This window comes from Cellulomonas sp. NS3 (assembly GCF_024757985.1).
Lineage (GTDB): Bacteria > Actinomycetota > Actinomycetes > Actinomycetales > Cellulomonadaceae > Cellulomonas_A.
In genome coordinates this window covers 2,379,528-2,403,317 of the sequence record NZ_CP103289.1, presented here as the reverse complement: position 1 = coordinate 2,403,317, position 23,790 = coordinate 2,379,528, and the positions used below count along the sequence as shown (strand labels likewise).

Sequence of the window (23,790 nt, the reverse complement as noted above, 5' to 3'; positions counted from 1 at the left end):
GGTTGTCGAGTGGCACGCACCGAACGATCGCGACCCGCGTCGCACCCAGCAGCCGGCTCTGCGGCGCTCTCCCCGGCCGAGCGGTACGCGGCGGCCCGGCGGCGCACCGCCGCCGAGCGCACCGAGCTCGCCCGGTTCGCGGAGGGCTTCGAGTTCGGCCTGGACCCGTTCCAGGTCGAGGCGTGCGAGGCCGTCGAGCGCGGCAGCGGCGTGCTCGTCGCGGCGCCGACCGGTGCGGGCAAGACGGTCGTCGGGGAGTTCGCGGTGCACCTCGCGCTCGCGTCCGGGCGCAAGGCGTTCTACACGACGCCGATCAAGGCGCTGTCGAACCAGAAGTACGCGGACCTCGCCCGGCGGCACGGCGCGGACAACGTCGGCCTGCTCACCGGTGACACGTCGGTCAACGGCGACGCTCCCGTGGTCGTCATGACCACCGAGGTGCTGCGCAACATGCTCTACGCGGGCTCGCGTGCGCTCGACGGGCTCGGCTACGTCGTGATGGACGAGGTGCACTACCTCGCCGACCGCTTCCGCGGACCGGTCTGGGAGGAGGTGATCATCCACCTGCCCGACGACGTCCAGCTCGTGTCGCTCTCGGCCACCGTATCGAACGCCGAGGAGTTCGGCGACTGGCTGACGATGGTCCGCGGCGACACCCAGGTCGTGGTCAGCGAGCGCCGGCCCGTGCCGCTGTGGCAGCACGTGCTGATCCGCGGCGACCTGCTCGACCTCTACGCCGGCCAGGTCGACCCGACCGACCCGGGACCGAACCCGCCGATCAACCCGGAGATCACGCACCTGCTGCGCCGCCAGGAGCGCATCGACGGACCGCACCGCGGCCGACGCGGCCCCGGCGATCGCGGTTTCCGCGGGCGCGGTCACGGGCCGTCGAACGCGCTGGCCGGGAACCGGCCGACGCCGCGGTTCGCGGTGGTCGACGTCCTCGAGCAGGCCGAGCTGCTGCCCGCGATCTTCTTCATCTTCTCCCGCGCCGGGTGCGAGGGTGCCGTCTCGCAGTGCCTCGCCGCGGGGCTGCGGCTCACGACCCCGGCGCACGAGGCGGAGATCCGCCGCGTCGTCGAGGAGCGGTGCGCGTCGATCCCGCCCGAGGACCTCGAGGTGCTCGGCTACTGGGCGTTCACCGAGGCGCTCGCACGCGGCATCGCGGCGCACCACGCGGGCATGCTCCCCGTCTTCAAGGAGACCGTCGAGCACCTGTTCGCGCGCGGCCTCGTTCGCGTGGTCTTCGCGACCGAGACCCTCGCGCTCGGGATCAACATGCCCGCGCGCTCGGTGGTCCTCGAGAAGCTCGTCAAGTGGGACGGGTCCAACCACGTCGACATGACACCGGGGGAGTACACCCAGCTGACCGGGCGGGCCGGGCGCCGCGGCATCGACGTCGACGGGCACGCCGTCGTCGTCGAGCACCCGGGGCTCGACCCCGTGGCTCTCGCCGGTCTCGCGTCCAAGCGGCTCTACCCGCTCAAGTCGAGCTTCCGGCCCACGTACAACATGGCGGTCAACCTCGTCGCGCAGGTCGGCCGGGACCGCGCGCGCGAGGTGCTCGAGACGTCCTTCGCGCAGTTCCAGGCGGACCGCGGCGTCGTCGGCCTCGCCCGCCAGGCGCAGGCGCACACCGAGGCGCTCGACGGGTACGCGAAGGCGATGAGCTGCCACCTCGGGGACTTCTCCGAGTACGCGGGCATCCGCCGGGCGATCAGCGCGCGCGAACGGACGATCGCCAAGGAGTCGTCCGCCGCGCGGCGCGCCGACGTGGTCCGCTCCCTCGAGGGCCTGCGGGTCGGCGACGTCATCGAGGTGCCGTGGGGCCGTCGTGGCGCGCACGCGGTGGTGCTCGACCCGGGCACGGCCGGCGGGTTCGACGGACCGCGCCCGACCGTCCTGACGACCGACCGGCAGGTCCGGCGGCTCGCCGTCGCGGACGTCGGCACCGGCGTGACGACCGTCGGGCACCTGCGCGTGCCCAAGGGCTTCAACGGGCGCGTCGCCGCGGCCCGCCGCGACCTCGCGGCGACGCTGCGCGACTTCGTGGCCGAGCTGCCCTCGGGCGACGGCGCGCGGCGCGACGGGGGCCGTCGGGCGCGCGGGAGGTCCGGCGCCCGCGAGGACGCGACGCTCGACGAGCTCCGCCGCCGGCTCCGTGCGCACCCGTGCCACCAGTGCCCCGACCGGGAGGAGCACGCCCGCTGGGCCGAGCGCTGGGAGCGCCTGCGCGCCGAGCACGACTCCCTCGTCCGCCGTATCGAGGGGCGCACAGGGTCCATCGCCAAGGTCTTCGACCGCACGTGCGACGTCCTGCTGCGGCTCGGCTACCTCACGACCGCCGACCCCGAGCCCGTCACCGCGCCGGGCACCTCGGAGGACGGCGACGGGGCGTGGCCGCCGGTCCCGTCCCGAGGGTCGGCGACCGGGCGCGCGGGCGCCGGCACGCGCACCGTGGTCACGCCCGACGGCCGGTGGCTGCGCCGGCTCTACGCCGAGAACGACCTGCTGCTCGCGGAGTGCCTGCGCCGGGGCGCCTGGGACGAGCTCGACGCCCCCGGCCTGGCTGCCGCGGTCTCCGCCCTGGTCTACTCCGCGCGGCGTGACGACCGCGAGGCCGAGCCGGGCATCCCCGGCGGTCCCGCCGGGACGCTGGGGCGCGCGCTCGACGAGACGGTCCGGATCTGGTCCGAGCTCGAGGACCTCGAGCGGGAGCACCGCCTCGAGACCCTCGCACCGCCGGACCTCGGCCTCGTCCAGTCGATCCACCGGTGGGCGGCGGGTCGCAGCCTCGACGCGGTGCTGCGCGGCAGCGAGCTCGCGGCGGGCGACTTCGTGCGCTGGTGCAAGCAGGTGATCGACCTGCTCGACCAGCTCGCGCAGTCCGCGCCCGACCCGCACGTGCGGCATACCGCGGGCCGCGCGGTCGGCGCGCTGCGGCGGGGCGTGGTGTCCTACTCGTCGCTGTGAGGCCGCTGTGAGCTGCCTGGGACGACCGTCAAGGGCCTCGCGTGGGCCGTGCTCGCCCCGCGTGCACCCTCGTGCAGGCTCCTTCGCAGGTCAGGTGCGGTGAACCTGGCTATCGTGCGGGTGTGACCTCCACCCTGTACCGGCGCGGCGTCGTCCACTCGTCCGCGGACCCCTTCGCCGAGGCCCTCGTCGTCGAGGACGGGACCGTCGTGTGGATCGGGGCCGACGACACCGCCGACGGGCTCGCGGACCGGGCCGACGAGGTCGTCGACCTCGACGGCGCGCTCGTCGCCCCCGCGTTCGTCGACGCGCACGCGCACGTGCTCGAGACCGGCTTCGCGCTCGAGGGCGTGGACCTGTCGGCCGCGGCCGGCGTGACGTCGCTCGAGGACGCGCTCGACGCGGTGCACGCCGCCGCCGAGGAGGTCCGGGCCGCGGGCGGGGACCGTGCCGGCCTCCCGCTCCTCGGCCACGGCTGGGACGAGCTGGCCTGGCCCGAGGGCCGTGCGCCCACCCGCGACGAGCTCGACCGGGCCGCCGGCGGCGCACCCGTCTACCTGGCCCGCGTCGACGTGCACTCGGCCGTCGTCTCGACGTCGTTCGCCGAGGCGCTCGGCCTCCCGGCGCTGCGCGGCTGGCGCGACGACGGCCTCGTGACGCTCGACGCGCACCACGCCGCGCGCGACGGGGCCCGGGACGTCGACGCGGCCCGGCGCGACGCGCTCTACACGCGCGTGCTCCGGAGCGCGGCAGCCGCCGGCATCGTCGCGCTGCACGAGCACAGCGCACCGCACGTGGACACCCGCGAGGGTCTCGTCGCCCTGCTCGGGATGACGGCCGACGCCGCCTCCGGCCTGCCGCACGTCGCCGGCTACCGCGCCGAGCTGTGCGTGACGAGCGACGACGCCCGCGAGCTCCTCGCGGCGATCCCCGGGCTGACCGGGATCGGGGGTGACCTGTCGGTCGACGGCTCGCTCGGCTCCCGCACCGCCGCGCTGCGCTCGCCGTACACGGACGCCCCCGCCGGCGCCGAGCACCCCGGCGGCGTCCTGCACCTCACGGCAGGCCAGGTGAGCAACCACGTCGCCGCGGTCACACGCGCCGGGTCTCACGCCGCCTTCCACGTGATCGGCGACCGCGCGATGGACGAGGTCCTCGTGGGCCTGCGCGCCGCCGTGGACGTCGAGGGGGTCGGCGCGATCCGCGGCGCGGGTCACCGGCTCGAGCACGCCTCGATGATCGACGCCCCGACGCTCGCCGCCCTCGTGCTGCTCGGCGTGCGGGTCAGCACCCAGCCCGCGTTCGACGCCGCGTGGGGCGGTGCCGGGGGCATGTACTCCCGTCGGCTCGGCGAGGGCCGGTCCGACGCCCTGCACCCCCTGGCCGACCTCGCCGCCGCCGGCATCCCGCTGGCCTTCGGCTCGGACTCGCCGGTCACGCCGTTCGACCCCTGGGGCGCCGTGCGGGCCGCCGTCACGCACCATGCCCCCGACCAGCGCATCTCCGCCCGCGCGGCGTTCCGCGCGCACACGCGGGGCGGCTGGCGGGCCGCGGGTCTCGACCACACCGGCGCGGGGGAGATCCGGCTCGGAGCGCCCGCGCACCTCGCCGTGTGGCGGGCCGAGCACCTCACCGTCCAGGCCGCGGACGGGCGGGTCTCCGCGTGGAGCACCGACGCCCGCGCGGGCACACCGCTCCTGCCCGACGTCAGCCCCGGCGCACCGGCCCCGCGCTGCCTGCGCACGGTGCGTGCGGGCGTCGTCCTGCACGACGAGCTCGGCTGACCCCGCAGGAGCACCACCCCAACGGGCGGACGTGTCGGCCGTCACGACGACACACCGGGCGACACGCCGGGGCGTCCGGGGACGACACGCCGCGACCGGCCACGCTGACCTGCCGCTAGACGCATGACCTGCGACGACACGGCCTTGACACGTGCTGCGCAGCCGGTAGGTTCACGTGGTGTTCCGCTCTGGCGGACGACGGTCGGTCCGGAGATGCGCTCAGGCACCCAGGGCCCGCCGCCCGTACAGGAGGACCCGGCTGGGCCCGCGTGTTCAGTAGAAAACGTACGCCGCACCACACGGTCGTGGCGTCCGGCACGAAGGACACGCGGGCCGGTCGGCCGGGTCACCCGGCTGACGTAGGCTTCTGCGGTGCCAGCCCGAGAGCCCTCGCGTGCGCTCAGCCTCGCGCTCGCCGCCGTCGGCGGCGTGCTCGCCTGGGCTGCGTTCCCCGACGTGGGGTGGTGGGGGACGGCCTACCTCGCGGTCGCCGCCCTGTTCCTCGCGATGCGGCGCGACAGCGCCCGGTGGAACGCCCTGCTCGGCCTCGTCTGGGGCCTCGTCTTCTTCCTCCCGCACATCGCGTGGGCCGACTACGCCGTCGGCCCGGTGCCGTGGGTCGCGCTGTCCGTCGTCGAGGCCGGCTTCGTCGCGCTCTTCGGCGCCGCGTGGAGCTGGGCGCGGCGCGGCAACGCCGTGTGGCGTGACGCCCGGCTCCAGCTGATCGTCTTCGCGGTGCTCTGGGTCGCCGTCGAGGAGCTGCGGTCCGCGTGGCCCTTCGGCGGGTTCCCCTGGGGCCGGCTCGCGTTCTCCCAGGCCGACTCACCGGTCCTCGCCTACGCCTCGTGGGGCGGCGCGCCCCTCCTGTCGCTCCTCACGGCCATGATCGGCGTCCTGCTCGCCCTCGCCGTCCTCGCGGCCCGCCGGCTCGCGGTGGGGAGCACCGCGCTGCGGGTGGGCGCTGCGCTCGCCGTCGTCGTCGGGGCGCTCCTGGTGCCGCTCCCGTCGGACGCCGAGGCGGGGAGCCTGCGCGTCGGAGCCGTGCAGGGCAACGTCCCCACCCCGGGCCTGGACGCGTTCGCCCAGCAGCGCGAGGTGCTGCACAACCACGCCGTCGGGACCCACGCGCTCCTCGAGCAGGTGGAGCCCGGCGAGCTCGACCTGGTGCTGTGGCCCGAGAACGGGACGGACGTCGACCCGCAGGTGGACGCGGCGGCCGCGGAGGAGATCGACGCCGCGGCGCAGGCGGTCGGGGCGCCGATGCTCGTAGGGACGGTCGAGTACCCCGAGTCCGGGGACCGGTACAACACCGCGGTCTTGTGGGTGCCCGCACAAGGCGTCGTGGCGACGTACTCGAAGCAGCACCCCGCGCCCTTCGCCGAGTACATCCCGCTCCGGTCGCTCGTGCGGCCGTTCTCCTCTGCGGTGGACCTCGTCCGCAACGACATGCTGCCGGGCACGAAGGTCGGGCTCGTGCCGCTCGAGTCGGAGCGGCTGGGTCGCGTCGTCGGCATCGGCGACGTGATCTGCTTCGAGGTCGCGTACGACGCGCTGCCCCGGGACGCGGTCCGGGCGGGCGCGGAGGTGCTCGTCGTGCAGACGAACAACGCGTCGTTCGGGTACACCGCCGAGTCGACGCAGCAGCTCGCGATGTCCCGTGTGCGGGCCGTCGAGCACGGGCGGGCGACGGTGCAGATCTCGACGGTGGGCGTGAGCGCGGTGATCCAGCCGAACGGCGTCGTGAGCCAGCAGACGGGGCTGTTCACCGCGGAGCAGCTCGTCGCGTCCCTGCCGCTGCGGGACTCGCTGACGGTGGCGTCGCGCCTGGGCGGGTGGCCGGCGTGGGTCGTCGACGCTCTCGCGCTCTGCGTCGTGGTGACCGGGATGGCGGGCGCGCGGCGCATCCGGCGGGGAGAGCGGCCGGACGGCGTCGGCTGAGACCAGGCGCCGCACCTGCCGGACCGTGCGCGCAGCGACGAACGCGGGGGCTGCACGACGAAGGGCGGGTACCGGCATCAGCCGGTACCCGCCCTTCGTTGATCCTCACCTCATCGCGGTGCGGACGCCGTCACGGCGTCACGCGCTGCGGCGCAGCTTGCCCGCCCGGAGCAGTCCGAGACGCTCGTCGAGGAGCTCCTCGAGCTCCTTGACCGTCCGTCGCTCGAGCAGCATGTCCCAGTGGGTGCGCGGCGGCTTGCCGGCCTTCGGCTCCGGACGCGACGCGTCGCGCAGGAGCGCCTCCTCACCGCAGCGGCACTCCCAGACGAGCGGGACGTCGGCCTCGACGGAGAACGGGAGGATGATGGTGTGACCGTTGGGACAGTCGTAGTGCGCCTGGAGGCGAGGGGCGAACTCGACGCCGTCCTCGGTCTCCATGCTGTGAGAACCGATGCGCATACCGCGCAGTGACCGGTTCGACATCTGTGGACCTCCGTGCTGTTGCCTTACGAGATCTTCCACCGGGCTCAACGATGGAGGGACCCTGGGTGTTCCAGTCTGCCGTGAAGGTCTCGTGAACGCGCGCGGGGCCAGGAGCAGCGCAGATGCAGAGCCGGGCATACCCGGACGAAACCCTGCTCGGGGTGCCACGGGGGTGTGACGGACGTCTCGCTTACCGGCCGGTCGGGGTCGGTCGGGGCCCCTCGCGGGCGACCCGCTCGCGCGTGATGCGGGTCACCAGCGTGGGTCGAGGACCCGGGCGCGGTCCTGTCCGAGGGCCGCCTCGGCCCGGATCCGCACGCCGACCCGCCCGGCCTCCGCCTGCAGCACACGCGACCACCCGCCCTCGAACGCGCCGCGGTCCCCGCCGCCGCGTCGGACGTACGCCACGAGCAGCGAGCCTCCGGGAGCGTCGTGCTCGAGGACGGAGGCGAGGACGTGCAGGAGGTTCGACGCCACGACGGGGTCGGCGACGAGCGGCACCTCGGGGATCGGCAGGACGACGGGGAGCACCCGGTCGTCCGCGTCGAGCACGACGAACCACAGGGCCGGCGGTCCCGAGCGGTCGCGGCCGACGAGGCCGAGCAGGAGCGCGAGAGCCTCGTCGACGCTCTCGAGGGTGCGGCCGACCGCGTCGGGCGCACCGTGCTCCGGGAGGCGGAGGGCGTCCCAGGGATCCGGCGGCACCGCGGGTGTCGCGTGCGGGCCGGGTGGCGGGGGAGCGCGGTGGCCGGCCCGTGCGTTCTCGGGGGAGTGGGGAAGGGGCTCGTCCGGCGGGAGGGTCTCCCGGTGGGGGCGCGGGCGGGGGAGCAGCTGGTCGTCGTCGGAGCTCATGGCGTGACGGTCGCGGACCGGGGCGCCGGGGTCGCGGCCCACCGGCGCGGGCGGCGGTCGAGGCGACACGTGCCGGGCCTGTGGGTGGCGCGCGGCGGGCGCCGACGGTCAGGCGTGCGGCGGCGCCGGCTGGGCGAGGACGACACCGTCGGTGAACATCACCCCGTCGGAGAACCGGGCCTCGACCCGCCCGCCCCCGAACTGCTCGGCGTACAGACGTGCGTAGAGCCCGTCCGGAGCGGTCACGAGCTCCTCGTGCGAGCCGCGCTCGACCACGCGGCCGTCGTCGACGACGAAGATGACGTCCGCGTCGCGGATCGTCGAGAGCCGGTGCGCGATCGCGAGGGTCGTGCGCTGCCGCACCGCCCGGGCGAGCGCACCCTGCACGAGCCGCTCGGACGCGGTGTCGAGCGCGGACGTCGCCTCGTCGAGGATGAGGATGCGGGGGTCCTTGAGCAGGACGCGCGCGATCGCGATGCGCTGCTTCTCCCCGCCGGACAGCCGGTAGCCGCGCTCACCCACGAGCGTCCGGTAGCCGTGCTCGAACGCCTCGATCCGGTCGTGGATGTTCGCGGCCCGGCACGCCTCGACGAGCTCGTCGTCGGTCGCGTCGGGGCGGGCGTAGCGGAGGTTGTCCGCGATCGTCGCGTGGAACAGGTACGGGTCCTGCGTGACCATGCCGACGGTGTCCGCGAGGCTCGACAGCGTCAGGTCCCGGACGTCGTGGCCGTCGACGCGCACGGCGCCCCGGTCGACCTCGTACAGCCGCGGGACCAGGTAGCTGAGGGTCGTCTTGCCCGCCCCGGACGGGCCGACGAACGCCGCGAGCTGTCCGGGCTCGACCACGAGCGAGACGTCGCGCACGGCCCAGGCGCGCCGCCGCGACCCGGCGAGCGCGTCGCCCGTGGCCGCAGCCGGCTCGTCACGGGGCAGGCGCACCGGCCCGCCGCCGCCGGGGTGCCCGCCGCCGGACGGTGCAGCGAGACCGGCCATCGCCCCACGCATGCCGGAGCCGCCGCCGCGACCTCCTGGTGCCGGAGGCGGCTGCGTCAGCCGGGGCGGGGGCGGGTACCGGAACCACACGTGGTCGAGCTCGACCCGACCCCGGGTCCCCTGCGGGTCGAGGTGCACGGCACCAGGGCGGTCCGTGATCGCGGGCGTCAGGTCGAGGTACTCGAAGATCCGCCGGAACAGGGCGAGCGACGTCTGCACGTCGAGCGCGACGCGCATGAGGGAGATGACGGGCATGAGCAGGCGGGCCTGCAGCGTCGAGAACGCCACGAGCGTGCCGGCGGTCAGCGTCGCCGTCCCCGCGCGTCCGTCGATCATGTAGCCCGCGACGAGGTACACGAGCGCGGGGGTGATCGCCATGAAGGCGGTGACGACGCCGAAGAAGCCCTGCCCGGCCATCGCCTGCCGCACCTGGAGGGTGACCTGCCGGTCGTTCTCCGCCCGGTACCGCGCGATCTCGGTGTCCGAGCGGTTGAACACCTTCGTCAGCAGCACCCCGGAGACGCTCAGCGCCTCCTCGGTGATCGCCGTCATGTCCGAGAGCGACTCCTGCGTCTGGCGCGCGATGACCTGCCGACGGGCGCCGACGCGGCGCTGCAGCACGATGAACACCGGCATGAGCGCGACGGCGACGACCGTGAGCTGCCAGCTCAGCAGGAGCATCGCGACGAGCGAGGCGAGCACGGTGACGGTGTTCGAGAGGATCGACGACGCCGTCGTGGTCAGCACGGAGCGGACGCCGCCCACGTCGTTCGCGAGGCGCGACTGGATGGAGCCGGTCTTCGTCGCGGTGAAGAACGCGAGCTCCATCCGCTCGAGGTGCTCGAACAGCCGGCCGCGCAGGTCGGCCATCGCGAGGTTGCCGATCTTGGTCGTCAGGTAGGTCTGGCCCACGCCGATCGCGGCGCTGAGCAGCGGGATGACGATCATCGCGGCGACGAGCCACGTGAGCAGGGGCAGGTCGACGCCGGAGCCGTCCACCGGGAACAGCGCGTCGTCGAACACGCGCTGCGTGAGGAACGGCGTGACGATCCCGAGCACGGACGCGACGACGATCGAGAGCGCGACCAGCAGCAGGGCACCGCGGTGCGGGGCGAGGAGGGCACCGATGCGGCGCAGCAGGCCGGCGTCGCCGGCACGGGCGGACGTGGTGGGCGCGGCCGTCGGGGGCGCGGTCCGTGCGGGGTCCGTCCCCGACGGCGCGGCGGGGTGCGAGGTGCCGGGGATGCCGTCCGGCTCGGGGGTCATGGGACCAGTCTCAGGCAAGCGTCGCCTCGACCGCGCGTGCGACGAGCGCCGAGTCGTCCGCGCCTTCCTCGCGCCACCGGCGCTGCCGGATCGCGCCGTTCCCGCGCGCGAGCACCTCCTTGAGGTGGCTCGTGACCCACTCGAGGTCGCCGCAGGCCTCGAGCGCCGGCCGCACGTGCGCGAGCAGCCCGGCGACCACGTCGGCGGCGGGAACGGTGGTGCCGTGCAGGGGGTCGACGAGACCGCCGCTCAGGCCGGAGCGTGCCGCACGCCACGCGGCGACGCGCAGGACCTCGGTCCGCGGCTGCTCGAGCACGGGTGGCCCGTCCGCCTGGGCGACGGCCGTGTCGGCGAGCGCGCGCACGAGGGCCCCCTGCAGCACCGCGTCGGCCGGGTCGAGGCACACGTCCGGCACGCGCACCTCGACGGTGGGGTAGCGCGCGGACAGCCGGGCGTCGAAGTAGATCATCCCGTCGTCCAGGATGGTCCCGCTCGCCAGCAGGTCGCGGACCACGGCGCGGTACGTCCCGACGTCGCCGAAGGGCGCGGTCGGGCCGGCCGTCGGCCACCGTCCCCACACCTGGGACCGGAAGCTCGCGTAGCTCGTGTCCTCGCCCTGGTAGTAGGGGCTGTTCGCGCTGAGGGCGAGGAGCACCGGCGCCCAGCGGCGCAGGTGGTCGAGGATGACGACACCCTCGTCGTCGTCCCGCACCTCGACGTGGACGTGGCACCCGCAGGTGAGCTGGTCGCGCGCGACCTGCCCGAACTCCGTCCGGATCTGCCGCGCCCGGTGGTTCGCGATGACCGTGGCCGCGACGCGCTGGGGTGCGGTCCCGAGAGCGGCGACGCGGGCGCCCGCGTGCTGGGCGGACGCGTCGGCCCGGGCGCGGCCTGACCGGACCTCGGTCAGCAGGGCGTCGAGCTCGGTGCACGGGTGCGTGGAGGTCTCGACCTGCTCCTGCGTGAACTCCTTCTCGAGCTCGCCGCCGGGTGTGGAGTCCGGGGCGGGCTCGGGCATGCGCGCGGACGCGTGCTGCAGGACGGCGGCGGCGACCGCCCGTGGGGTCCCGTCGGGGGAGACGAGCAGGAACTCTTCCTCGATTCCGATGCTGCGCATGCGCACAGTGTGGGGGTGAGCGGCGGGGATGTCCTGTGCAGGGGGCCCGGACGGGGAGGACCGCCCAAGGCGGTGGCGAGTCCTCCGGCCTCGAGTCGAGGACCGTCCGTGCCGATACGACAGGGGATACACACCGCGGGTACGATAACGGAAACACGCCTTGTCATCCCTCCTCGTGGCGCCGTTCGGCCAGCCCGGCGCGCGCGCTGCGCGCGTCAGCAAGGAAAGGGAGGCGAGGGGCATGTTTCCGTTATCGAAACTCAGAACCGGACGAGGCCCCGTCCACGCGGTGTGGGTGAGAACCGGTACACCTGTGCCATGAGCAGCGCGGGTCGCACCCTGACCGTCCACGACGTGACCGACCGGTACCTGGCCGGGCTCGAGGCGTCCGCGTCGACGCAGCGTCAGCGGCGGTGGGCCCTGCGCGACCTGTGCGAGCACGCGGAGGAGGCCGGGCGCGCCCAGGCCCTGGACGCGCTGCAGCCCGAGGCCCTCGTTGCGTGGCTCGCCGCCCGGGAGACGCCCGAGGACGGACGACCCGCGTCCGTCGCCGGCGTCCGGGCGCGCGCGAGCGCCGCGCGGGCGCTCACCGAGTTCGTCCGGGACCACCACCTCGTGCCCGGGCTCGCCGACGTCGGGGACGCCCTGAGCAGGCCGGACACCGCAGCAGCGGTCCACGACCCGCGCGCGGGCCGGTACCTGCTGTCGATGGCGTCGTCGGGAAGCCCCTGGGGAGTCCCCGCCGCCGTGTGGGCTCGGTTCTCCGCGCACGTGCACCTGCTGGCCGCCACCGGTGCCGGCGAGAACGACCTGGCCCGGCTGCGTGTCGAGGACCTGGGGCCGCGCCACGACGTCGTGACCCTGCGCGGCGGGACCGTCCCGCTGCCGGACCCCGCCCGCCGCTCGCTCGAGGTGTGGCTCGCCGCCCGGAGCGACGTCGTGCGCCGGCTCAGCGGCTCCGACCCGGCAGCGCTGTGGATCCGGATCCACCCGGGCAAGGACCGCCGCACCGGCGTCATCGCCCCGGCCGGGCTCGCGATCAGTGCCCGGGGCCTGCGGCTGTCGTTCCAGACCGTCCGCGCCGCCCTCGCCGCCGAGGACCCCCGCGTCGCCGAGGTCAGCGTCCGGGACGTCCGCGCGCTGGGCCGCCTCGAGGACGCCCGCGCCTGACGCGTGCGCGCGGTGCGCGTCCCCGGACCGGTCGCGCTCCGGGGACGCCCGCGGCGGTGCCCGGCACTGTCCTGCCCGGCACCGTGCTGCCTGCGTCAGCGCCGCGCGTCGACGACCGGGTCGGGACGCGTGACCTCGTGCACCAGGTGCGCGCCGGGGTTCGCCTCGACCGCGTCGCGCAGGCCGTGCCCGACCGACTGCAGGTACCTCTTCGTGGTGTCGAGGCTCTCGTGCCCGAGCAGCTCCATCACCTCGACGATCGACGCCGAACTGTTGACGAGCTGCGTCGCGAACGTGTGCCGCAGCGCGTGCACGCACGACTCGCCGCGGGGTGTGATCCCGGCGCGCGCGTACCAGCGGTAGACGAGGTGCTGCATCGCGCGTGGCGTGAACGGGCGTCCGTCGCGCTGCACGAAGAGCGCCTCGGAGGCCCCCGGTCGGGCGAGGGTGTCCTCGCGCTGCGCGAGGTAGGCCTCGACGGTCCCGACCGTCGCCCGGGCGAGCGGGACGGTGCGGTGCTTGTTGCCCTTGCCGAGCACGTGCAGGTGGGGTGACCCGGTCAGGTCGCGCACGTCGCCGACCGTGACGGCACAGGCCTCCGAGAGCCGGATCCCCGACGTCAGGAGGACGGACGCGAGCGCGAGGTCGCGGGCGGGCCACGGGCGTCGCGACGTCCGGGCGACGTCGGGCGTGGCGACGGTCCGCAGCAGACGCTCGGCCTCGTGGAGCTCGAACGGCGTGGGGGAGTAGGTGGGCTTCGGGCCCTTGCTGATCCGGGGGTCCTTCATCGGGTTCGCGGCCAGGAGGCCATGGGCACGTGCGTGCTCGCACAAGGCCGTCCACGCGGCCGCGGCACGCCGGCGGGTCGCCGCCCGCCGAGGCTCGGGGTCGATCCCGGGCCGCACGACGCGGCGCCGGTCCGGGGCCCGCGACCCGAACGCGGCGAACGCCTCCGCGAGGTGACGCGGGTGGAGGTCGCCGAGCGTCAGCACGGACACGAGCCGGACCGTCTCGTGATAGGTCGTCGGGCTCACACCCGCCGGCACCCGCTGCGAGGCGGTGCCGTCCAGGGACGGCGGGACCTCGCGCCCGAGGATCTCCGTCAGCAGGCGTGCGACGAGCTGGACGTCGGCGACGTACGCGCGGACCGTGGCCCGGGACTTCTCGCCGGTCAGCACGGTGACCCACTCGACGAACACGGGAAGCAGCGGCGAGTCGGGGCTGACGTCGACCTCGTCCGCGAAGCTCAGGCCGCCCATGCGGGCAGTCTGCCGTGCACCACCCACATCACCCGGCCACGCGAACGTCGGACCTCGGAGCGCGGGCCGCAGGAACGCAGGCGGGGGAGCGGTCGAGCAGGACCAGCGCCCCACACCGACGCCGGGAGCCCCGCTCGGGCCCAGGCGAGCTGCCCGCGTCCGCCCTCGCCCGTGCTGCGTCGGCGGTGCGCGACGCTCAGGACCGGCGCGGCGCCCACATCACGGGCGTCTCGAGAAAGCTCCCGTCGTCCCGGTACCCGTACGCCCGCCCGGCGACCGCGACCTCGTCAGAGATGTCCCCGGGGGACGACCACCCGCCCGGGCCGATGTCCGGCGGCTGCCCGGCGTCGAGGGCCGGAAGGCGCACGACCGACCCGAGGGACCGCGGCCACACGGCGGCCGCCTCGTACCGGTCTCGGTCACCTGCCAGCCAGCCACGTCGCCGCGCTCGTTGATGCCGGTCCCCACGCCATCCCGGGCACCGCGGTCATGCGACCCGTGCGTGCCGACCACAGGAAACCGGCGGAGCCGGCTCGACCGACGACGTCCCGACGACGTTCCCGGCGTCGTTGATGTCCGCAGCCCACGACTCCCGTCCTCGCGAAGCGCCCGAGATCCGTCATCACCTCGGTGCCGGGGTTCCACACGAACCCCCTCCAGCTCTCGTCCGCGCGCATCGCCTGGCCGACGACCTGACCAACATGGGGAACGGGGGAGTGCGCGCGCCGGCGTCGACGCTCGACCGGGACGGCGCGGAGCCGGGAGAGCGACGAGAAGACCGTGCCGTGCACTCTCTCGACCGTCATGCTCGGCGCGGAGTCAGGGGAGCAACCTACCGGTGCACGTCTCGGGCGACTAGAGTCAAGGATGCGTCTAGCGAAAGCAATACGTAGATAATGTCCGTTATCTCCGTATTCAGCGGCGGCAGCACCGGGGAGAGCCAGGGGCACCCTGAGCGAGCAAGCCGCAAGCCGGACTCGACGGCGGAGCGTCCGCAGCAGCAGCACTCGCGTCACGACCGCGAGCGCCGAGGCGTTCGGGGCGCTTGCGCGTCATCCCGCCGGACGGGTCGCGATCTGGTTCGGTTCGGGGCGGCTCGGCGACCGGACGATCAGCTCGGGCTCGTCGTGGACGGTCCGAGTCGCACCGCCGTGCCGTCAGCGACGCCGACGCGCTGAGCCACGTCGGCGTCGCCGGGCACATCGACGCCGCCGGCGCCGTGCTGCACGCCGGCACCGACGTCGGCCGCGGTCTGCGGTCGGCGCCGGCGTCTGCACATGCGCTCGTGCGTGCGCGCCCGGCAGGCTGCGTGTCGTGGCGGTGCAGCTCGCAGTCGTGCGTCGTCAGGAGCTCGGGAACCACGTCCTGGCACCCCGATCGCCTGTGCCCGTCACCGTCGACGTAACGCCGATAATGCACATTATGACATTTCCGCGTGGAGGGCGGAGCCCTTGGAGTCCGCTTCCCCTTGCCGACCCTCGACGCGTCCGCTCAGTTCCAGTTGTCGATGCGCACGTCCCGCGGTGCCGGAGCACCCGCGCCGGTCTCCACGAGCGCCTTCAGGCTCAGGAGGAACGACGCCCACTTGGTGCTGCAGTGGTGCATGAACTCCACCGGCTCGCGCCAGCCGCGGTGCGCGAACAGGACGATCGCGTGCTCGCCCTCCTGACGGAGGTCCCACTCGACGGTCGTCCCGACCCACTCCTCGGGTCCGTCGACCACGCGCCACACGACGCGCTCCGACGGCACCAGGTCGACCACCTCCATGTCGAAGCCGCCGGCGGGGAACCGGAACGCGAGGGTGTCACCGATCGCGTCACCGCTCCCCTGCGTGTCCTCGGTCCACCAGGCCGCGAGCGCGTCGACCCTCGTGAGCGCGTCGTACACCGCGGCGGTCGTCGGGGTCACGGCCCCGACCCTGTGCAGGATGTCCACCATCTCGTCTCTCCTTCGTGTGCTCGATCCTTCGTGTGTGCTCGGTTCTTCGTGTGCGCGACCCGTACGCCCCCTTCTGCGTGCGCCCGGTCCTGCGGGCGTGAAGTCTTGGGTGGTCGGCGGTTACCGCTCGGACCGCGCGCCGGCCGTACCGGAGTCGCGCAGCCCGCCCGAGTGCGTCGCCCTCCCCCACCGGGGCGCTCCACGCACCGGCCGCCGCCCACACATCGGTCCGCCCGCAGGGGCGTCGGTCCCGCTTGCCCCCGGCTCAGCCCTGCTGGGCGCGCTCGATCGCCTCGGCGAGGCGCTTGATGCGCTGCAGGCGGGCGTCCCAGGTCGTGCCCACCGAGGTGAGCTGGGCGACCGCCCGCGCGAGCTGCGCCTCGTCGACCTGGTAGCGCCTCTCGCGGCCGGCGGGTGCCGCCGTGACGAGCCCGACCCGGTCGAGCACGCCGAGGTGCTTGGCGACGGCCTGACGGGTCACGGGCAGGTGCTGGCTGAGCGTGGTGGCGGTTCCCCCACCGTCGGCGAGCAGCAGGTCGAGCATGCGGCGCCGCGTCGGGTCACCGACGGCGGACCAGAGCTCGTCGTCGACCACCTCGACCATGGCGGCGCTCACGGCCGCACCTCGAGCGTCGCGACGTAGGGAGCGATCCGTGGGAGGAAGAAGTCCCAGCCGGTCACGTGCTCCCGGTACTGCTGCTCGAGGACGGCCGCCTCCCAGCCGAGCTCGCGGAAGCCGGTCTCGGTCATCCGCAGGAGCGTGCCCCTGCCCGACGAGGTCAGCTCGAACGTGACGAGCAGCGAGTTCCCCGGGGCGGCGACCTCCCCCGCAGGGTGCGTCCAGCGGAAGGAGAACGTGCGCGGCGGCCGCGAGTCGACGACGGTGAACGCCACCACCACCCCGCCGTCGGCCGGGTCGCCGAAGACGATCTCCCCCGGTGCGCCGGGCACCTGCGCATAGCGCGCCTCGTCGGGCCACCAGCCCGTGAGGTGCTCCGGGCTGCTCACGACGTCGAACACGACCTCGGGCGACGCGTCGACGTAGATCTCCCGTTCGATCGTTCCTAGCTCCATGGCATCCTCCCGCAACGTTTGGTTGCGCATGACGCTACGCCCCTCCGGCGCACTGCGCAACCATCAGTTGCGCGACGGCCGGCGCCGACCGCAGCCGCCATCTCGGAGCACAGCCTCGGGAGCACCCCGACCGCCGACCGGGCGGGCGCGGCCCCGCACGACCGACGGCGCCCTCACCCCACGGCACGCCGGCAGAGCCAGCGCACGAGGCCGAGGCGCCCACACCACGACGCGTGCCCGGACCCGCGCGGGTCCGGCCGTCCGACGGGGCGCGTCAGGCGGTCGCCGTGCTCTCCGGCGTCAGCGCGCGCGCGTACCGGAGCTCGACGAGCCCCTCGCGGCCGGGTACCGGGTGCCGCTCCCCCGTGGGCGCGAAGCCCAGCGCGTCGTACAGGCGCAGGGCGGCCGCGTTGTCCTCCCGTACCCACAGCGACAGCGTCTCCGCCCCCACGTCGAGCGCCGCACCCTCCGCCGCGGCCAGCAGCGCCGTGCCGACGCCGCGGTTCCTCACCGCGGGGTCGACCCACAGCGCGACCAGGTGGCGGTCGGTGCCGGGCGACCCGGGCTCCTCGATCAGGCAGGCCAGCCCGACCGGCGGGCCACCCTCCACGGTTGCCACCCACCAGGGGCTCGACCGCAGCCGCATCCGCCAGTGCTGCTCCCGGAACAGCTCCTCGCGCGCGAGCGAGGACGCGAACGCCTCCGGGTCGCTGCGCAGCGCGCGCAGCCGGACCTCCGCCAGCCGTTCCCAGTCGTCCTCGTCGAGCCGCGTGACCGTTGCCGTCACGGCAGCTCGCGTGCGGTGACCTCGGCCTCGGGAGTGCCTCCGTGCCCGTCTGGGTCGGGCAGGGAGCGGGCGACGTCGGCGATCTCCTCCTCCGGGCGCGGCGGGACCGTCTCGTCGACCTCGAGGAGCTCGACCTCCTCGGACGCCCCCGGGACGGTGGCGGGCTGCGCGACGTCGGGGTTCTCGGGCACGGGGATGGTCACAGGGCGCTCCTTCGGTCGGGTCCGTCCACGGTAGTGGCGGTGCGCTCGGCGGGCAGCGCGGCGCACCGCCGGGTCAGCCGAGCGGGAGCCTGTCGCCCATCGACAGGCGCCGGTACTCCCCCGGCGCCAGGCCGGACACCAGCCGGTCGACCAGCGCGTTCCCGGCCCCGCTCAGGTGCGCGTCGTGGATGGGGACGAGAGTGCGCGCGCCGATCGCCCGGGCGAACTCGATCGCCTCGCCGACCTTGAGCCATGGCGCCGCCACCGGCAGGCACAGCACGTCGACGCCGTGCGCGCCCTCCGGGACGTCGAACGCGTCGCCCGGGTGCAGCACCGAGCCGTCGACCAGGTAGCCGACGTTCGCGATCCCCGGCACGTCGGGATGGATCACGGCGTGGCTCCCGCCGACCACGACGACGTCGAACCCCCCGGCCGTGACCCGGTCCCCCGGGACCACCGCGTGCACGCGCTCCGCACCGCCGGTCACCCCGGCGAGCTGGTCCGCGACCGACGCCGGCGCCCACACCTCGAGCTCGGGCTGGGCCTCGAGCACCGCACGCAGCTGGTCGGGCACGACGTGGTCGGCGTGCTCGTGCGTCACGAGCACCGCGTGCGCACCGGCGAGGGCGTCGGGCGAGCTGAACGACCCCGGGTCGACGACGAGGCGCCGACCCTCCCGGTCGAGACGGATGCAGGCATGGCCCCAGAAGCTGAGCTCGGTCGTCATGGGCCCAGCATGTCGTCCCACGGGTCGCACCCGCCAGGCGAGGACGCCCCGGGGAGGTCGACCGCGGCAGGCGGCCGACCCCCGCCGGGTCAGGCGACGACCATCACCAGGTCGCCGCCCTCGAGCTGCTGGACGGCGCCGATCGCGAGCCGCTGCACCTTGCCGGCCACGGGGGTCGTGATCGCGGCCTCCATCTTCATGGCCTCGACGGTCGCCACGGTCTGCCCGGCCTCGACCGCCTGACCCTCCTGCACGACCGGGGTGACCGCACCCGCGAACGGCGCGGCGATGTGCCCGGGCGTGCCGGGGTCGGCCTTCTCGGCGGTTGCGATGTCGACCTCCACCGTGCGGTCGCGCACCTGCAGCGGGCGGATCTGACCGTTCAGCGTGAACATCACCGTCCGCATGCCGCGCTCGTCGGCCTCGCCCACGGCCTCGAGCGCCACGAGGAGCCGCACGCCGCGCCCGAGCACGATGTCGACCTCGTCGCCCGCCGCCATGCCGTAGAGGTAGCGCGTCGTGTCGAGCACGCTCACGTCCCCGTAGGCGCGGTTGAACGTCTCGTACTCCTTGGTCGGCCCCGCGAACAGCAGGTGGTTCAGGCGGTCGCGGCGCGTCGCGGAGTCCCCGTCCAGGTCCTGGCGGTCCTGGTCGCTGAGCGGGGTGATCGCCGTCCGCACCGTGCGGCCCGCGAGGGCGCGCGAGCGGAACGGCTCGGGCCAGCCGCCGGGCGGGTCGCCGAGCTCCCCGGACAGGAAGCCGATCACCGAGTCGGGGATGTCGAAGTCCTGCGGGTTCGCCGCGAACTCCGCCGGGTCCGCCCCGCGCGCGACGAGGTGCAGCGCGAGGTCCCCGACGACCTTCGACGACGGCGTGACCTTCACGAGGTGGCCGAGGATCCGGTCAGCGGCCGCGTACGTCGACTCGATGTCCTCGAACCGGCTGCCGAGGCCCAGCGCGATGGCCTGCTGGCGCAGGTTCGAGAGCTGCCCGCCCGGGATCTCGTGCTCGTACACGCGGCCCGTCGGACCGGGCAGGCCCGACTCGAACGGCCGGTACAGACGGCGCACCGCCTCCCAGTACGGCTCCAGGTCGCACACCGTGCGCAGGCTCAGGCCCGTGTCGCGCGGCGTGTGCTCGAGCCCTGCGACGAGCGCGGACATGGGCGGCTGGCTCGTCGTGCCGGCCATCGCGGCGCTCGCCGCGTCCACCGCGTCCACCCCCGCGTCCACGGCGGCGAGCAGCGTCGCCATCTGGCCGCCCGTCGTGTCGTGCGTGTGCAGGTGCACCGGGAGGTCGAACCGCGACCGCAGCGCCGTGACGAGCTTCGCGGCGGCGGCCGGACGCAGCAGACCCGCCATGTCCTTGATGGCGAGCACGTGCGCGCCGGCCTCGACGATGCGGTCCGCGAGGCGCAGGTAGTAGTCGAGCGTGTACAGGTCCTCCGCCGGGTCGAGCAGGTTGCCCGTGTAGCACAGCGCGACCTCGGCCACCGGGGTCCCCGCCTCGCGCACCGCGTCGATCGCGGGCCGCATCTGCTCGACGTCGTTGAGGGCGTCGAAGATCCGGAAGATGTCGATGCCCGTCGCGGTCGCCTCGCGCACGAACGCCTCGGTCACCTCGGTCGGGTACGGCGTGTAGCCGACCGTGTTGCGCCCGCGCAGCAGCATCTGGATCGCGAGGTTCGGCATGGCCTCGCGCAGCGCCGCGAGCCGCTCCCACGGGTCCTCGCCGAGGAACCGCAGCGCGACGTCGTAGGTCGCCCCGCCCCAGGCCTCGACCGAGAGCAGCTGCGGCAGCGCGCGGGCCTGCGTCGGCGCGACGCCCAGCAGGTCGTGCGTGCGCACGCGCGTGGCGAGGAGCGACTGGTGCGCGTCGCGGAACGTCGTGTCCGTGACCGCCACGGCGGTCTGCTCGCGCAGCGCCCGCGCGAAGCCGTCGGGACCGAGCTCCAGCAGGCGCTGGCGGCTGCCGTGCGGCGCCGGAGCGGTCAGGTCGACCTTCGGGAGCTTGGTGCGCGGGTCGATCGCGTCCGAGGGCCGCGGGCCGTGCGGACGGTTGACCGTCACGTCGCCGAGGTAGGACAGCAGCCGCGTCCCGCGGTCGCGGTTCTCGCGCGCCGCGAGCAGCTCGGGGCGCTCGTCGATGAAGGACGTCGACACCTGGCCCGCCGCGAACTCCGGGTCCGCGAGCACCGCCTGCAGGAACGGGATGTTCGTGCGGATCCCGCGGATGCGGAACTCGGCGAGCGCGCGACGCGCACGGCGCACCGCCGTCGGGAAGTCCCGCCCACGGCACGTGAGCTTGACCAGCATCGAGTCGAAGTGCCCGGAGATCTCCGAGCCGGCCGTCGCCGTCGCGCCGTCGAGGCGCACGCCCGCGCCGCCCGGCGAGCGGTAGGCGATGATCCGGCCCGTGTCGGGGCGGAAGCCGTTCGCCGGGTCCTCGGTCGTGATGCGCGTCTGCAGCGCCGACCCGTTGACCCGCACCGTCTCCTGCGAGATCCCGAGGTCCGCGAGGGTCTCCCCCGCCGCGATCCGGATCTGCGACGAGACGAGGTCGATGTCGGTGACCTCCTCGGTCACCGTGTGCTCGACCTGGATGCGGGGGTTCATCTCGATGAAGACGTGCTCGCCCGCGCGCTCGCCGACGGTGTCGAGGAGGAACTCGACGGTTCCGGCGTTCTGGTAGCCGATGCTCCGGGCGAACGCCACGGCGTCGCGGCACAGCGCGTCCCGGACAGCCGGGTCCAGGTTGGGCGCCGGCGCGATCTCGACGACCTTCTGGTGGCGCCGCTGCAGCGAGCAGTCGCGCTCGAAGAGGTGGACGACGTTGCCCTCGCCGTCCGCGAGGATCTGCACCTCGATGTGCCGCGGGCGCAGGACGGCACGCTCGAGGAACACCGTCGGGTCGCCGAACGCGGCGTCCGCCTCGCGCATCGCCGCGGCGAGCGCGTCGGGCAGCGCCTCCCGGGTGTTGACGCGACGCATCCCGCGCCCGCCACCGCCCGCGACGGCCTTGACGAAGATCGGGAAGCCGACCTCGTCCGCCGCGGCGATGAGCTCGTCGACGTCCTTGGACGGCGCGGTCGACGGGAGCACCGGGATCCCCGCGTCGCGCGCCGCCTGCAGCGCGCGGACCTTGTTGCCCGCGAGCTCGAGCACCTCGGGCGGAGGACCGATGAACGTGATCCCGGCGGCCTGCGCCGCACGGGCGAGGTCCGGGTTCTCCGAGAGGAACCCGTAGCCCGGGTAGATCGCGTCCGCGCCCGAGTCGTGCGCGACGCGGATGATCTCCTCGATGTCCAGGTAGGCACGCACCGGGTGGCCCGGCGTCCCGATCGGGTACGCCTCGTCGGCCTTGAGCCGGTGCTCGGAGTTCCGGTCCTCGTGCGGGAACACGGCGACCGTGCGCGCGCCCAGCTCGTACGTGGCGCGGAACGCCCGCACGGCGATCTCAGCGCGGTTCGCGACCAGCACCTTGGAGAACACGACTCACCCCATCCGTAGATTCGGCAGCACCGTAGCGACCGGCGCCGGGGCCGGTCATGACCAACCGCATACCGAACACCGGTGCGGGGCACCGGTCGGAATCCTGCCACGGTTCTGTTTCGGCGCAGGGATTCGTGCGAGGACTGATCACGGCGTTACCGTGACGCCGTGCTGGTCCTCGGAGTGTGCAGCCTCAAGGGTGGTGTCGGGAAGACGTCCGTCACGCTCGGCCTCGCCTCGGCGGCGCTCGAGCTGGGCCTGCGGACGCTCGTCGTCGACCTCGACCCGCAGGCCGACTGCACGCTCGCGCTGGGCGCGGGTGCGGACGGCCAGGACGACGTCGCCGCGGTGCTCGACGACCCCACCGCGGAGACGATGCTGCGGGCCACGGTGCCCAGCTCGTGGGCTGACGACGGCCTCGACGTGCTCGTCGGCTCGTCCCGCTCCGTGCGCCACGACCGGCTCGACGACGCCGGCGGTGGGCTCGACGGCCTGCGGTTCGCGCTCTCCTGGGTGAGCGGGTACGACCTCGTGCTCGTCGACTGCCCGCCGTCGCTGGGCGGGCTGACCCGCACCGGCCTCGCCGCGAGCGACCGGGCTGTGATCGTCACGGAGCCCGGGCTGTTCTCCGTCATGGCCGTCGGGCGGGCGATGCGCACGATCGACGAGCTGCGCCGCGGCGTCGCGCCGTCGCTCCAGCCGCTCGGCGTGGTCGTCAACCGGGTGCGCTCGCGCTCGGTCGAGCAGGCGTTCCGGCTCGAGGAGCTCCGCACGCTCTACGGACCGCTCGTGCTGGCCCCCCAGATCCCGGAGCGCGCCGCGCTGCAGCAGGCGCAGGGCGCCGCCCAGCCGGTGCACGCCTGGCCCGGGGCTGCGGCCGCCGAGCTCGCGCAGGTCTTCGAGGACCTCCTCGAGCGCGCGCTGCGGGCACCCGGCTCGCGCTGAGCCGTCAGCAGCCGTCAGCCGGCGCACGCGTCGGTACCCGGGTGCGCTGTGCGCACCCGGGTCCTCTCGTGCTCCGGTCAGCCGGCGGTGCGGGCCTGCCGGCGCGCCGCGAGCTCGTCCGCCGCGCTCGGCTGGGCCGGGACGGCGTCGTGCGCGTCGTCGTCCGCGCGCTCGGTCGGCAGCTCGGCGAGCGTGCCCTCGACCTCGCGCCAGACGCGCCCCACGGCGATGCCGAAGACGCCCTGCCCGCCCTGCACGAGGTCGATGACCTCGTCGGCGGACGTGCACTCGTAGACGCTCGCGCCGTCGGACATGAGCGTGATGCGGGCCAGGTCGTCGACGCCGCGCTCGCGCAGGTGGCCGACCGCCGCGCGGATCTGCTGCAGCGAGACGCCGGTGTCGAGCAGCCGCTTGACGACCTTGAGCACGAGGATGTCGCGGAAGCTGTAGAGGCGCTGCGTGCCCGAGCCGGTCGCCGGGCGGATCGTCGGCTCGACGAGCCCGGTCCGCGCCCAGTAGTCGAGCTGGCGGTAGGTGATGCCGGCGGCACGGCACGCCGTGGGACCGCGGTACCCCGTCGCCGTGTCGAGGTCCGGCAGCTCGTCGCCGAACAGCAGCCCCTGCGCGCGCTGCGGGACCCCGCCCGCGACCTCCACGCTCTCCCCGCTGCCGCTCACGAGTCCTCCACTCACCGCCCGCACCCGCCCTGATCGGCGCCTGCTCAGGAGGCCGCGTCGTGCGTTGCGGCGCCGTCCTGCCTCGGATGTCTGACCTTGCAACGCTAAGCCTG

The 23,790-nt window shown here is 74.5% G+C and carries 19 protein-coding genes; 5 read left to right on the top strand and 14 right to left on the bottom strand.

Annotated elements, in window-relative coordinates:
* Positions 1–9 precede the first annotated feature (9 nt).
* The 3 genes from NXY84_RS10945 (at position 10) to lnt (ending at position 6,695) form a co-directional block, all read left to right on the top strand.
* Positions 10–2,973 (top strand): DEAD/DEAH box helicase, encoded by a 2,964-nt coding sequence (locus NXY84_RS10945; RefSeq protein WP_258723144.1) that lies wholly within the window; start codon positions 10–12, stop codon positions 2,971–2,973.
* 122 nt (positions 2,974–3,095) lie between these two features.
* A complete protein-coding gene (locus NXY84_RS10940; protein WP_258723143.1) occupies positions 3,096–4,757 on the top strand; it encodes an amidohydrolase in 1,662 nt (553 codons plus the stop codon).
* Between the two features lie 372 nt (positions 4,758–5,129).
* Entirely contained in the window at positions 5,130–6,695 is a 1,566-nt protein-coding gene (gene lnt, locus NXY84_RS10935) for an apolipoprotein N-acyltransferase (RefSeq protein ID WP_258723142.1), read from the top strand.
* A 138-nt stretch (positions 6,696–6,833) separates the two neighbouring features.
* On the opposite strand, the gene NXY84_RS10930 is transcribed toward lnt, so the two are convergent.
* The 4 genes from NXY84_RS10930 to NXY84_RS10915 all read right to left on the bottom strand — a co-directional run bounded on the left by NXY84_RS10930 (position 6,834) and on the right by NXY84_RS10915 (position 11,406).
* Positions 6,834–7,178 carry an RNA polymerase-binding protein RbpA gene (locus tag NXY84_RS10930; RefSeq protein ID WP_034626998.1) on the bottom strand — a complete coding sequence of 115 codons (345 nt, stop codon included), beginning with the start codon at positions 7,176–7,178 and terminating at the stop codon, positions 6,834–6,836.
* Positions 7,179–7,430: 252 nt separating this feature from the next.
* Positions 7,431–8,030, bottom strand: a complete 600-nt coding sequence (locus tag NXY84_RS10925) for a hypothetical protein (RefSeq protein ID WP_258723141.1) — start codon at positions 8,028–8,030, stop codon at positions 7,431–7,433.
* 108 nt (positions 8,031–8,138) lie between these two features.
* Complete coding sequence (locus tag NXY84_RS10920) at positions 8,139–10,289, bottom strand: ABC transporter ATP-binding protein (RefSeq protein WP_258723140.1); 2,151 nt, start codon at positions 10,287–10,289, stop codon at positions 8,139–8,141.
* 10 nt (positions 10,290–10,299) lie between these two features.
* Entirely contained in the window at positions 10,300–11,406 is a 1,107-nt protein-coding gene (locus tag NXY84_RS10915; RefSeq protein ID WP_258723139.1) for a carboxylate-amine ligase, read from the bottom strand.
* Between the two features lie 318 nt (positions 11,407–11,724).
* On the opposite strand from NXY84_RS10915, the gene NXY84_RS10910 reads away from it, so the two are divergent.
* Positions 11,725–12,576 (top strand): hypothetical protein, encoded by an 852-nt coding sequence (locus NXY84_RS10910; protein WP_258723138.1) that lies wholly within the window; start codon positions 11,725–11,727, stop codon positions 12,574–12,576.
* A 95-nt stretch (positions 12,577–12,671) separates the two neighbouring features.
* Here NXY84_RS10910 and NXY84_RS10905 read toward each other — a convergent pair whose 3' ends face one another.
* From NXY84_RS10905 to NXY84_RS10865, 9 genes are all read right to left on the bottom strand, one after another.
* Positions 12,672–13,835, bottom strand: coding sequence for a tyrosine-type recombinase/integrase (locus tag NXY84_RS10905; RefSeq protein ID WP_258723137.1), 1,164 nt, complete (start codon positions 13,833–13,835; stop codon positions 12,672–12,674).
* 196 nt (positions 13,836–14,031) lie between these two features.
* The gene (locus NXY84_RS10900) at positions 14,032–14,202 is read right to left on the bottom strand and encodes a hypothetical protein (protein ID WP_258723136.1); all 171 of its coding nucleotides are present in this window, start codon (positions 14,200–14,202) and stop codon (positions 14,032–14,034) included.
* A gap of 1,124 nt (positions 14,203–15,326) precedes the next feature.
* A complete protein-coding gene (locus NXY84_RS10895) occupies positions 15,327–15,773 on the bottom strand; it encodes an SRPBCC family protein (protein ID WP_258727083.1) in 447 nt (148 codons plus the stop codon).
* A gap of 265 nt (positions 15,774–16,038) precedes the next feature.
* Complete coding sequence (locus tag NXY84_RS10890) at positions 16,039–16,389, bottom strand: ArsR/SmtB family transcription factor (RefSeq protein ID WP_258727082.1); 351 nt, start codon at positions 16,387–16,389, stop codon at positions 16,039–16,041.
* A complete protein-coding gene (locus tag NXY84_RS10885; RefSeq protein ID WP_258727081.1) occupies positions 16,386–16,847 on the bottom strand; it encodes an SRPBCC family protein in 462 nt (153 codons plus the stop codon). Before NXY84_RS10885 ends, NXY84_RS10890 begins: the two co-directional genes overlap by 4 nt.
* A gap of 274 nt (positions 16,848–17,121) precedes the next feature.
* The gene (locus NXY84_RS10880; RefSeq protein WP_258727080.1) at positions 17,122–17,634 is read right to left on the bottom strand and encodes a GNAT family N-acetyltransferase; all 513 of its coding nucleotides are present in this window, start codon (positions 17,632–17,634) and stop codon (positions 17,122–17,124) included.
* Positions 17,631–17,837: a hypothetical protein gene (locus NXY84_RS10875; protein ID WP_258727079.1), complete on the bottom strand. Its 207-nt coding sequence runs from the start codon at positions 17,835–17,837 to the stop codon at positions 17,631–17,633. Before NXY84_RS10875 ends, NXY84_RS10880 begins: the two co-directional genes overlap by 4 nt.
* 73 nt (positions 17,838–17,910) lie before the next feature.
* On the bottom strand, positions 17,911–18,564 hold the full coding sequence (locus NXY84_RS10870) for an MBL fold metallo-hydrolase (RefSeq protein WP_258727078.1): 654 nt from the start codon (positions 18,562–18,564) through the stop codon (positions 17,911–17,913).
* Between the two features lie 89 nt (positions 18,565–18,653).
* Positions 18,654–22,055, bottom strand: coding sequence for a pyruvate carboxylase (locus NXY84_RS10865; protein ID WP_258727077.1), 3,402 nt, complete (start codon positions 22,053–22,055; stop codon positions 18,654–18,656).
* Between the two features lie 168 nt (positions 22,056–22,223).
* Here NXY84_RS10865 and NXY84_RS10860 point away from each other — a divergent pair, with 168 nt between their 5' ends.
* The gene (locus NXY84_RS10860) at positions 22,224–23,000 is read left to right on the top strand and encodes a ParA family protein (protein ID WP_258727076.1); all 777 of its coding nucleotides are present in this window, start codon (positions 22,224–22,226) and stop codon (positions 22,998–23,000) included.
* A gap of 77 nt (positions 23,001–23,077) precedes the next feature.
* On the opposite strand, the gene NXY84_RS10855 is transcribed toward NXY84_RS10860, so the two are convergent.
* Positions 23,078–23,677 carry a MerR family transcriptional regulator gene (locus tag NXY84_RS10855; RefSeq protein ID WP_309485082.1) on the bottom strand — a complete coding sequence of 200 codons (600 nt, stop codon included), beginning with the start codon at positions 23,675–23,677 and terminating at the stop codon, positions 23,078–23,080.
* Positions 23,678–23,790 lie beyond the last annotated feature (113 nt).